The sequence below is a fragment of the Gilliamella sp. B2969 genome (genome assembly GCF_026536195.1).
Taxonomy (GTDB): domain Bacteria; phylum Pseudomonadota; class Gammaproteobacteria; order Enterobacterales; family Orbaceae; genus Gilliamella.
In genome coordinates this window covers 70935-82757 of sequence record NZ_JAFNOP010000005.1, presented here as the reverse complement: position 1 = coordinate 82757, position 11823 = coordinate 70935, and the positions used below count along the sequence as shown (strand labels likewise).

Annotated in this window: 11 protein-coding genes and 1 pseudogene; 4 read left to right on the top strand and 8 right to left on the bottom strand. The window is 35.7% G+C overall.

From position 1 onward, the window contains the following. Window positions 1–109: 109 nt before the first annotated feature. Both degS and rpmE read left to right on the top strand, forming a co-directional pair. Window positions 110–1162, top strand: coding sequence for an outer membrane-stress sensor serine endopeptidase DegS (degS, locus tag J3U66_RS05780; protein WP_267333721.1), 1053 nt, complete (start codon window positions 110–112; stop codon window positions 1160–1162). Window positions 1163–1299: 137 nt separating this feature from the next. Next, on the top strand, window positions 1300–1515 hold the full coding sequence (rpmE, locus tag J3U66_RS05775; RefSeq protein WP_065634733.1) for a 50S ribosomal protein L31: 216 nt from the start codon (window positions 1300–1302) through the stop codon (window positions 1513–1515). A gap of 72 nt (window positions 1516–1587) precedes the next feature. On the opposite strand, the gene metJ is transcribed toward rpmE, so the two are convergent. After that, the gene (gene metJ / locus J3U66_RS05770) at window positions 1588–1905 is read right to left on the bottom strand and encodes a met regulon transcriptional regulator MetJ (protein ID WP_267333720.1); all 318 of its coding nucleotides are present in this window, start codon (window positions 1903–1905) and stop codon (window positions 1588–1590) included. 172 nt (window positions 1906–2077) lie between these two features. On the opposite strand from metJ, the gene metB reads away from it, so the two are divergent. After that, window positions 2078–3244: a cystathionine gamma-synthase gene (gene metB, locus J3U66_RS05765; RefSeq protein ID WP_267348337.1), complete on the top strand. Its 1167-nt coding sequence runs from the start codon at window positions 2078–2080 to the stop codon at window positions 3242–3244. A gap of 84 nt (window positions 3245–3328) precedes the next feature. On the opposite strand, the gene citX is transcribed toward metB, so the two are convergent. The 7 genes and pseudogenes from citX to J3U66_RS05730 all read right to left on the bottom strand — a co-directional run. Further along, window positions 3329–3883, bottom strand: coding sequence for a citrate lyase holo-[acyl-carrier protein] synthase (gene citX, locus J3U66_RS05760; RefSeq protein ID WP_267333718.1), 555 nt, complete (start codon window positions 3881–3883; stop codon window positions 3329–3331). A 47-nt stretch (window positions 3884–3930) separates the two neighbouring features. Then, window positions 3931–5460, bottom strand: a complete 1530-nt coding sequence (gene citF / locus J3U66_RS05755; RefSeq protein ID WP_267348336.1) for a citrate lyase subunit alpha — start codon at window positions 5458–5460, stop codon at window positions 3931–3933. Window positions 5461–5472: 12 nt separating this feature from the next. Further along, the gene (gene citE, locus J3U66_RS05750; protein ID WP_267343632.1) at window positions 5473–6360 is read right to left on the bottom strand and encodes a citrate (pro-3S)-lyase subunit beta; all 888 of its coding nucleotides are present in this window, start codon (window positions 6358–6360) and stop codon (window positions 5473–5475) included. Continuing rightward, window positions 6357–6647 (bottom strand): citrate lyase acyl carrier protein, encoded by a 291-nt coding sequence (citD, locus tag J3U66_RS05745; protein WP_065634739.1) that lies wholly within the window; start codon window positions 6645–6647, stop codon window positions 6357–6359. Before citD ends, citE begins: the two co-directional genes overlap by 4 nt. Window positions 6648–6668: 21 nt before the next feature. Continuing rightward, window positions 6669–7703 (bottom strand): [citrate (pro-3S)-lyase] ligase, encoded by a 1035-nt coding sequence (gene citC, locus J3U66_RS05740; RefSeq protein WP_267343631.1) that lies wholly within the window; start codon window positions 7701–7703, stop codon window positions 6669–6671. 4 nt (window positions 7704–7707) lie between these two features. Continuing rightward, window positions 7708–8553 (bottom strand): fumarylacetoacetate hydrolase family protein, encoded by an 846-nt coding sequence (locus J3U66_RS05735; protein WP_267333714.1) that lies wholly within the window; start codon window positions 8551–8553, stop codon window positions 7708–7710. Window positions 8554–8648: 95 nt separating this feature from the next. Beyond that, a pseudogene (locus tag J3U66_RS05730) lies at window positions 8649–9938 on the bottom strand (2-hydroxycarboxylate transporter family protein); the annotation flags it as partial. Window positions 9939–10220: 282 nt separating this feature from the next. On the opposite strand from J3U66_RS05730, the gene J3U66_RS05725 reads away from it, so the two are divergent. Further along, the gene (locus J3U66_RS05725) at window positions 10221–11813 is read left to right on the top strand and encodes an ATP-binding protein (protein ID WP_267333713.1); all 1593 of its coding nucleotides are present in this window, start codon (window positions 10221–10223) and stop codon (window positions 11811–11813) included. Window positions 11814–11823 lie beyond the last annotated feature (10 nt).

The window sequence follows — 11823 nt, the reverse complement described above, 5'->3', positions numbered from 1 at the left end:
GCGTTAGCTACATGTCGCCGATAGCATTATCGGCGAAAACTAAAATTCTAACCTGCCATTAGATATGATAAAATCATCACTATTCATTCTTATCTAGATACCTCTGATAATGCTTAAAAAATTTTTATGGCCAATGTTGATTGGTGCGGTTTTAGCGATTGTATTATTAATTATCTTTCCATCCTTGCGCAATGGAACTCAGTCAAATTTTCCAAGATCGATTTTTAATAATGATCCCATGAGTTATTCCGATGCGGTAAAAGTTGCTGCACCAGCGGTAGTTAATATTTATAGTCGCTCTATTAATTCTCTGCCCAAACAACCTCAAGATAGTGCAATTACGCCATTGGGTTCGGGTGTGATCATGAGCGACCATGGCTATATTATTACCAATTATCATGTGGTGGATGGTGCAGAACAAATTATTGTCGCTTTACAAGATGGTCGAATATTTGAAGCTTTATCGGTTGGCACTGATAAACTTGTTGATATTGCGGTATTAAAGATTGACGCAAGTAATATTCCAACTATACCTATTAATCCTAATCGCGAGCCTAAAATAGGTGATGTGGTTCTCGCCATTGGTAATCCTTATAATATTGGGCAAACGATCACCCAAGGTATTATTAGTGCGACAGGTCGTGATGGATTAAGTCCTTATCGAAGACAAAACTTTATTCAAACCGATGCATCAATTAACCATGGTAATTCAGGGGGGGCCTTAGTTAATAGTAAAGGTGAATTAGTCGGTATTAATACCTTAACCTTTGCTAAAAATCTAGGTAATGAAGTGCCTGAAGGTATCGGTTTTGCTATTCCTACCGCTTTAGCTGTTAAAATTATGAATAAATTAATTCAAGACGGTAAAGTGATTCGGGGCTATATCGGTATTGATGGGTTAGAGTTTGCCCCGACTCAAAATCCGAGTGATCCACCGGTTGTATTAGGCATTTTGGTGACTAATGCGGAAGGGCCGTCATTACAAGCAGGTGTTCAAGCTAATGATATTTTGATTATGGTCGATAATAAACCGGTCAAATCCATTGTTGAAACAATGGATAGAATTGCAGAGTTGAAACCGGGCACAACAATCCCCATTATTGTATTACGTAATGGAGAAAGAGTTGAACTTCAAGTGACAATAGGTCAATTACCCGTTTAACTATTTTGTTACTTGATTATAGCCACTATAGGGCGTATAATTTGCGCCCTTATCATGTTTTTTTAACACTCGTATGGTGTTTAGATTTTGCTTTTAGCCATCTATATAGCGATACGAACAAACTTAAGAGGTTTATTATGAAAGAAGGTATCCATCCTCAATATACAGCCATTACAGCAACTTGTTCATGCGGTAATGTGATCAAAACACATTCAACTATTGGTCACGATATTCATCTTGACGTATGTGGTGAATGCCATCCATTCTACACTGGTAAACAACGTGATGTTGCAACTGGTGGACGTGTAGATAAATTCAAACAACGTTTTGCTATGGTTGGCGGCAAAAAATAAGATTGTAATGAATAATTATCAAAAAAGGCGCTTAATGCGCCTTTTTGTTTTTACTATGCTTGGAATTTCATTTTATTCATCGATTAAGCTGGGATCAATGCCTAAATTACGCATTATTTTTTGAGCTTGCATTGGAATAACATCTTCACGATCTTTTTGTAAATCCTCATCACAAGGTAAAGGTTGACCAGTGTAGGCATGCAAAAAGGCTTCACATAATAATTCACTATTTGTGGCATGGCGTAAATTATTTACCTGTCGGCGAGTACGTTCATCAGTTAATATTTTTAGGACTTTTAACGGAATTGACACTGTAATTTTTTTTACTTGCTCACTTTTCTTACCATGCTCTGCATAAGGGCTTATATATTCGCCATTCCATTCCATCATTGTTCACCAGTATTACATTACAATTAATGTGGATAATTTTATCGTTTTTTTTTAATAACTGCAATCTACACATCGAGACAGTTAGACGTCTAGACATGTTGACGGCTTTATTTATTGTGCTATTCTTATACAAAAGGTATCTAATAATAAATAAACGTTTTAGGATGATATTATGGCTAGCCAATCAAGAAATTTAAGCCAAGGAACAATTGCTGTTCGTGGTGGATTAAATACTGATGATCAATATGGAAGTGTTGTTCCAGTGATTACCCCTTCAACTTGTTACCGCTATCAAGAGTTCGCTACACCAAGACAATTTGATTACGCACGTAAATCTAATCCAAGTCGGCGATTAGTAGAACAAACTGTTGCTAAGTTAGAGGGTGGGGCAGATGCAATTTTGACTAATTGTGGTATGTCAGCTATTCATTTGGTTAGTGTTGCATTATTAACCCCCAATGATTTAGTTGTGGCACCTCACGATTGTTACGGTGGCAGTTATCGTCTTTTTAATAGTTTGAGTGAGCGAGGTTATTTTAAAACTAAATTTGTCGATCAATCCGATCCTATTGCATTAAAACAAGCATTGAGTTTAGGGCCTAAATTAGTTTTAATTGAATCACCAAGTAATCCATTATTACGCGTGGTGGATATTCAAGACATTACTCGTCAAGCGCATCAAGCCGGTGCTATTGTTTTGGTTGATAATACTTTTATGACGCCTATTTTGCAAAAACCTTTAGAACTTGGTGCCGACATTGTCACCCATTCTTGCACTAAATTTTTAAATGGCCATTCTGATTTATTGGCAGGAATTTTGGTGTTTAAGGATCAACAACTTGCAACAGATGTGTTATGGTGGGCAAACAATATTGGTACCTTGACTTCATCATTTGATAGTTACCTGTTATTGCGTGGTTTACGTACTTTAGCTGCTCGAGTGAAATTACAACAAGATAATGCGCAAAAAGTAGTGGAATTCTTAGTTAATCATCCTAAAGTTGCAAAAGTTTATCATCCTTCTTTATCGAGTAACCTTGGACATGACATAGCCAAAAAACAACAAAAAGGCTTTGGTTCACTGTTAAGTTTTGAACTTGCAGGTCAAGCAGAGGTTATGCCAAAATTTTTAAAGGCACTCAATATTTTTACCTTAGCGCAATCATTAGGCGGTGTCGAAAGCTTAATTTGCCACCCTGCAACGATGACGCATTCTGGAATAAGTGCAGAAGCGCGTAAAACTGCTGGTATTTCAGACCAGTTATTGCGTATTTCAGTAGGGTTAGAAGAGGTAGATGATTTATTAGCTGATTTACAGCAAGCATTATCGGTTATTTAAACTATTTTTTAGATGATATGGGGATGATGACAAATTATTATTTTCATTATTCCCATTGCGATTAATAGCGCTAAGTTTGGTGACTTAACTCGCTAAATTAAAATAGTCATTCGTCATTTTTTCGATAGCAGCAAGCATGTCATCAACAGTATGTTTTCTGCTTCGACCACATACTTTAGCCATATCTTGACATACCAAACATTGTCTGGATTGATGTCCTAATTGCGTACGTGAAACACTTTGCTCAGTTTTCGCATCAATAACATCGATATCCCATAATCGACCTAATGGATGATTGTTTTCAATTTCGATACAAAGCTGTTTTAATTGATCACTTGAGCATTCGACTGAAATTATTGCTTCATAACCTGTTAACGCACAGAATTGCTCTTCATGTATAATTTGAAGCATATTTTTTGCTAATAAATGGTGAATAGCGGTTATCGCTTCTTTAAACAATACCTTAGTGCCAGTACTCTTTTTTATTGGACCAGGAATGACTAAACTAAGCGAAATAAGTGGAAAAGGGTAACACTTAATTGCGTTACGCTGATGCTCGACTCGTTGTTCTTTGGCCAATAACATCTGTTCAAGGTTAACTGGCGTACCATCATCGAATTTCAATAATATATTAGTCATAATTGAAAAGCATGACATCGTTAGATGTCATGCTATAAAGTGATAAATTAATCTTTAACTTGACGAACAACATCAATGACTGAACCATCACGGAAGTGAACAATACCCACAATTTTATCTTCAAATTCAATTGGTTTTGGTTCACCTGTTAATGAAACAGCACGTTGATATAGCTCTTCAATGGTCATGACCGGTAAATTTGCTGCTTTTAAACGTTCTGCTATTTCAGGACGAGCAGGATTAACCGCAATACCATGATCGGTTACAAGTACATCAACACTTTCACCTGGCGTTACAATAGTGGTGACTTTTTTAATGACTGTAGGAATACGGCTACGAATTAATGGTGCAACAATAATGGTTAAGTTTGCACCGGCTGCTGTATCACAGTGCCCACCTGATGCGCCACGCATCACGCCATCAGAACCCGTTAACACATTAACGTTGTAATCAAGGTCAATTTCTAGTGCACTTAGGATAACAATATCTAATTCATCAACACTTGCACCTTTAGATGCAGGGTTAGCATAGACATTTGTTGATACTTCAATATGATCTTTATTTCTACCTAAAGATTGACCGGCTGCGCCATCAAAGCTTTGTGTATCTAATAAACGTTTTACTAATCCTTTTTCATGCAAATCAACAATACTTGCTGTGATACCACCTAATGCAAATGATGCAGTGATATTTTTAGCGCGCATACGATTTTCTAAAAATCGCGTTGCCGCGGTTGAAGAAGCACCAGAACCGGTTTGGATAGAAAATCCATCTTTAAAATAACCTGAATACTCAATTACATCAGCTGCGTAACGTGCAATCATAAGTTCACGTGGATTGCTGGTAATACGTGCAGCCCCTACGCTAATTTTAGTTGGATCACCAACTTCATCAACTTTCACAATATAGTCAACTTGATCTTGGCGAATAGATGCAGGATGGTTAGGATAACCAACGATGTCTTCAGTAAGTAATACCACTTTTTTAGCAAATTGGGCATCAACCATGGCATAACCTAGCGCACCACATTGTGATTTACCCGATACACCATTCGCATTGCCTTGCTCATCAGCAGTTGAAACAGCTAAAAATGCGATATCAATATTAATTTCACCACTTTGGATAAGTTTTACTCGTCCACCATGTGAATGGATATGGACAGGGTTTTGCATTAAACCATGTGAAATTGCATCAGCTAATTTACCACGTAAACCAGACGTATAAATTTTTGTGATTACGCCTGACTCGATATGTGGAATCAGTGCTGAGTTACAGCTTAACAATGAGCTTGAAGCTAAAGTTAAGTTTTTGATACCTAACTTACTAATCGTCTCGACAACTTTGTTAATAACCTTATCACCTTCACGAAATGCGTGATGGAAAGAGATGGTCATACCGTCACGTAATTCACATTTGTGTATTGCTTGTTCAATAGAATCACATAATTTTCGTGTATATTTAGACTCATCTTTTAAATAGGGAGTGGTTGTATTCGCGTCAATAAATGGCGTAATATTCTTGAGATCGGGATGCTGTTTAAGCAAATCATCAATTTTTTTGTTTATAGAAGTAGTCATTTTGTCATCCTATCAAAGTTCTTTACGTACACCGGAATATTTTGCTAACTCAATAACTTTTCTAGCGCGTTCAATAATCGGTGCATCAATCATTTTGCCATTTAGAGAAATAACGCCTAGGCCTTTTCTTTCTCCTTCTTCTGCTGCTTCAACCACTTTTTTAGCATTTTCAACATCAGCAGCTGTTGGCGCATATGCATTATGTAGTAATTCGATTTGTCTTGGATTAATCAGTGATTTACCGTTATAACCTAGTTTTTTAATTAGGCTAACTTCTTTTAAGAAACCTTCATCGTCATTAACATTGGAATAAACCACATCAAAGGCATCAATTTTTGCCACACGTGCTGCATGTAAAACTGCACAGCGAGCATAAAACAGTTCGGTACCATCACCACGCTCAGTTTGCATGTCAACTAAATAGTCAAATGCAGCTAGCGCAATACCGATTAAACGAGGAGAAGATTTAGCAATAGAAACAGCATTAACCACACCTTGTGCAGATTCGATTGCTGCCATTAACTTAGTACTACCCACTTCTCGACCACACTCTTTTTCGATTCGTTCAACGTGTGCTTCAAGTTCATGAATATCTTCTGCTGAGTTTGTCATTGGTAAACGAACCACTTCAACACCGGCACGTACCACAGCTTCAAGGTCTTTTAAACCAAATGGGGTATCTAACGCATTAATTCTTACAACCGTTTCGATACCATGTTCTTTATAAACAGGTAGTAATAATGTTTGTGCAACTAATAAGCGAGCCGAATCTTTTTCTTTAATTGAAACCGCATCTTCAAGGTCAAACATGATTGAATCTGGTTTATATACGAAAGATGTTGATAACATTGCTGCATTTGCGCCCGGAAGAAATAACATACTGCGACGTAATTTTTTCATAGTAATTTACTCCAATCTAAGTTTTCTTCTTCAGCGCCGCGTAATACTGCACATTGAATTCTTGCTTTAATCGCGCAATCTAGCGCACCTTTATCATCGATAATTATCATGCCATCGGTTACATTCAGATCACGTAATGTTTGATCGACAACTGCACGAATTTGATCGCCGAATTGTTTATTAACATCACTATTAATAACAATTTCTATCCCTGTATTTGGCATAACTTTGACTAACAAATCACTCGATTCGAGAGTCCCAGCCATGGCTTCTTTTTGTATTTTCATTTTTTTACCTTTTAAAATGTATTAAATTTTAAATTTATCCAAATTAGCTGAAAGATAGTCCCAAGTTGTTGTTGGAACTAACTGTTTTATTTGTTCATATTGCCCCGATGCTAATAATTTTCTAACTAATGATGCCGATATAATCGTATCGCCTTCGGTTTTTCGCTCAATTTCAACAACAGTAATTGGCGATGAATTGCTAACCGTATTATCCATAAGCCAATAGCGCATAGCTTCATTATAGGCTTTAGTCACTTCATCATTTGGTTCAGTTCCAACGAAGCGGTAGCTGATATTTAGCGCTGGGGCGATATAATTTCGAAAAATAAGCAGGTCGATTCCCATATAAGCGTAATTGATCTTCGCTTTATCTTTTAAAAAATAAGTAGGGAATGTTGCTCTTGAAATAATATAAGGTGAACTTGCATGGACTGTCACATTCTTGAACTGTTTGGTACCTTCTTGTACTAACTTTATTCGAGTTTCAAATGAAAATAATGAGGCATTTTCATTGACAACAAAAACATGCAACCAGTCACATTGATTTGCCGCATATTCGACAAGATATTGGTGACCTTTGGTAAAAGGGTTCGCATTCATCACAATGCTACCAATCTTTTTACCTTCTTGTTGTAGGCTACTAAGTTGTTTACAGTACTGTTGAATACCAACAGGGGTGTTTTCCATCAGCACAACAAGATTTGTTATTTCAACAATAGGATAAAAACCGCATCCCTTAAAAAAATCAATATTTTCAGGTTTTGTATATAAAAATAGATGAAAATAGCCTTGTTCGTTGGCATATTTTATAGTGTGATCCATTAAGGTTAAATTGAGCTGATTACCTCGATATTCTGGATCAATAGCAACACATTTGATGATGTCACGGTCCATACCTGCACAAGCAATAATTTTACTGTTAATTTTTGCTACTGTAAAAATGGTCACTTGAGAGTCTAAGTCAAGATCTGATAACGCGAGTAACTGTTTTATCGCTTGATAATCTTGTTCTGACTTCGAAATATCAATAACTTCATAATCAGCTAAATCATACATAATGTTACCTTTTTTCTGCAACAACAGTGTTAGTTAGACGTCCGATTTTAGTAATTTCTACTTCTATTTTATCACCATCTTGCATAAACACAGGTGGATGACGTTTTTTACCTACCCCACCTGGTGATCCTGTTAGGATAACATCGCCCGGCGATAAATGTGTAAAGGTACTGATATATGCAATTAATTCAGGTACAGTATGAACCAAATTAGAAATTGAGTCATGCTGCATTTGTTGACCATTTAGGTAAGTGGTCAGTGATAATACAGTCGGATCTGGAATTTCATCAGTGGTTGTTAAATTTGGACCAAATGCGCCAGTACTTGGCCAATTTTTACCAGCTGTAAACCAAGTATATTGCCAATCACGAATAGAACCATCCATGTAACAACTGTAACCTGCTACGTGTGATAAAGCATCTTCTTGCTTAATTCTAAAACCAAATTTACCAATAACAATGGCTAATTCACCTTCGTAATCTAACTCATTTGTAATAGCAGGCTTAATAATATTGGTTTTATGACCAGTTTGTGAATCAGGAAAACGAACAAATAATGTCGGCGCAGAACTGGTTTCATTAAATTCTGCTCGTTTTTCTGCATAATTCATTCCTACACATAGAATTTTGTTAGGATTTGGAATGACTGGTAAATACGTAATGTCTTGTTCATCAATGTCACATGGTGCGTCAAGAAAGGTTTTGGCAATAGATAATCCTTCTTTGTCTGCAAGTAATGATTTTAAGTCGACGTATTTATTGTCTAATTTTTTTCTTAAATCAATAATGCCATTTTCAGTGAGAAGACCAAAACTTGCTCGATCAGAGACAAGATAACTGACAAGCTTCATGAAAACTCCTTAAAAGCTGTTTATGTTGATTGTAAATACAAAATAAAAATGAACAACCTTAGTATAAACCAAGGTTGCTCTTAAATATGTTAAAACTATACTAAGAAATTGCCGAGAATGAGTAATGATACTGATACATTGATCGCACCACCGATACGGGTAGCAATTTGAGCAAATGGCATTAATTCCATACGTTCAGCGGCAGTTAAGATAGCAACGTCACCTGTTCCACCTTGACCACTTTGACAACATGAGATTACTGCTGCATCAACCGGATACATACCTAATTTTTTAGCTACAAAGAATCCAGTGGTAACTAAACTAACAACAGTACACACAATAACTGTCAAGTTTACTAACGTAAAGGCTGATACAATTTTATCCCAAGGTGTGATTGCAACACCTACAGCAAATAAGATTGGGTAGGTAACAGAGGTTTGGAAGAACTTGTAAACCACTTGTGAACCACTTAATACTTTTGGTGAAACACCTGATACTAATTTTACAAGAACTGCAGCAAATAACATACCTACTGGTGCAGGAATACCTGTTACTTTATGACCAATCATACCAACCATATAAAGAATAGCGGCTAATAATACACCTGAAGCAAAAGTTGTTACATCAATAACTGAATCAGCTTTAGTTGTTTTACTGCCAGCAATATCGTTTTCATCCGCTGGTAATAAACGACCATTACCGGTTAAATGTGGATACGCTTTACCAATACGGTTAAGAACACCACCACAAATAATACCTGTTAAACCACCTAACATAACAATTGGTAATACTCGGCCAAGTGCTTCACCTTGTTCCATACCTAAAATTGCAGCATAGCCAATTGAAAGTGGGATTGCACCTTCACCAACGCCACCTGCCATGATAGGTAATACTAAGAAGAAGAATGTTTCAAATGGTGTTAAACCAAGTAGATAACCTACACCTACACCGACAAGCATTCCGACAATCTCACCGCAAACCATTGGACCAAAGATTTTTAAGAAACCTTGAATAAGGGTTTTCTTATCCATGTTCATGATACTACCAACGATGATACAACAAATGTATAAATAAAGAATGTGAGTATCTTTATAGAACTTCGTTGTCGCTTCAACAACCGGTTTAGGTAGAATGCCATAATAGACTAAAGCAGAAGGAATAAAGGTTGCACAAATTGCAGCTGCACCCATTTTACCAACGATTGGCAAACGTTTACCAATTTCGCCACATAAAAAACCAAAAAAGGCACAAGTAACGACCATCACTACGATTTCACTTGGTAGTTTGCCTGTTACTAAAACTTCAGCGAAAATTAAGATACCCGCTATAATAAATAGCGGTAAAGGAATCACACCAATTTTATAATTATCCATAAGTTTCCACCATCCGTATGGCCAAAACTTTTGCGTGTTCCATTCTCTTTCTATGTTATCTTTAACCGTTTCATTCTGCTTTTTTTCAACTGAATTGAAATCCACCATATTTTTTTTATCTCCAAAATATTTTTGCTTTGTTTGAATGGCGCATATAGTGACAAAATATTAATACTATTTTTGTGATATAAATCATAAATTGACAGTGGTTTTTATGGTTTTAAAGGCTCTATGTTTTTTAATCATGTGTTAAACTCACCATTAGCGATATTAAATAGACAATTAAGTATAAAAATGCGAAAACGTATTCATCTATCATTTACAACAAAATTATTTTTCTCTCTTTTAATTTTTTCATTAATTATTTTAGCTTTACTACAAAGCTATATATGGAATTTGACAGAAACCTCGCTGTATCGAAGTTTAGGCGAAAAAGCACAAATTCAAGCCAAGGAACTGGCTGTTATACCGAGTTTAATCAAGTATGTTGAAGAAAGAGATACTGATAAAATAGCACAATTGATTTCGGATATTTATGAACAAAGCGACGCAAGCTATATTGTAATTGGCGATGCTCAGGCCTATCGTTTATATCATACCGCAAATAGTGCATTAAATTCCCCTATGGTTGGTGGTGATAATCACGAAGTGTTAAGTGGTAATAGTAGTGTTACTATAAGCCAAGGCTCACTTGGTTTAGCCCTGCGCGGAAAAGCACCAATTATTGATAAGGGTAAAGTCATTGGTATTGTTTCGGTTGGTTATATGATTGATGACATTCATGTCTTACATGTTAATCAATTTATTCCGATTATTATTTTTTGTTCACTCCTTTTTTTGGCATTGTTTATTTTTTCATTTTGCTTTTCTAAATCCATCAAAAAGCAGATGTTTAATTTAGAACCAAACGAAATTGCATTACTGGTTAAAAGTCAAAAATCGATTATGGAGTCAATTTTTGAAGGCATTATCGCAATTGATCTTAACTACAAAATAATCAATATCAATCAATCGGCAAGAAGTATGTTAAACTTTAATAATGATGATGATGATTTGCTTAATCATAATCTACGTGATTTTATTCAATCTAATGATTTTATTTATGGTAGCGATAATCAAAATCAAGATATCCATGATTATATTTGTTATTTTAACGAAACGAGTGTTATTGCTAATAGGATTAGAATTATTGTTGATGATAAAATACAAGGTTGGGTAATCACATTTCGTAACTTCAACGATATTAACGTATTAAGTATGCAATTGACCCAAGTTACCCAGTATGTTGATAATTTAAGGGCAATTAGGCATGAACACCTAAACTGGATGGCAACGTTATCTGGTTTAATTTATATGAAGCGTTATGATGAGGCACAGTCATTTATCGCTTTACATTCAGCTGATAATCAAAATAATTTAGATTTCATTACCCAGCATTTTAAAATAGCCGCTATTTGTGGATTATTAATTGGTAAATATTCAAAATCACATGAAATTGGTTTGAACTTAATATTTGACCCGGCGTGTCAATTAAATGCATTACCTGCTTCAATATCTGAAACTGAATTTATGTCTATATTGGGTAATCTGCTTGATAATGCATTTAATGCGTGTTTAAAAAACGATAATGGTGATAAATCCATTTATTTATATATAAGTGATGCTACAGACGAAATTGTCATTGAAGTAAGCGATCAAGGTTGTGGGGTAGAAGAAGAGCTTCGAGACTCTATCTTTGAACCAGGCGTTACTTCACAAGATAGTAAAGAACATGGTATTGGTTTACACCTTGTGTCAACCTACATAAAAAAGGCAAATGGTTATATTACATTTGGAGATAATCAGCCTTACGGAACAATTTTTTCCGTTTTTATACCAAAAAAATAGAGGTTAAAGT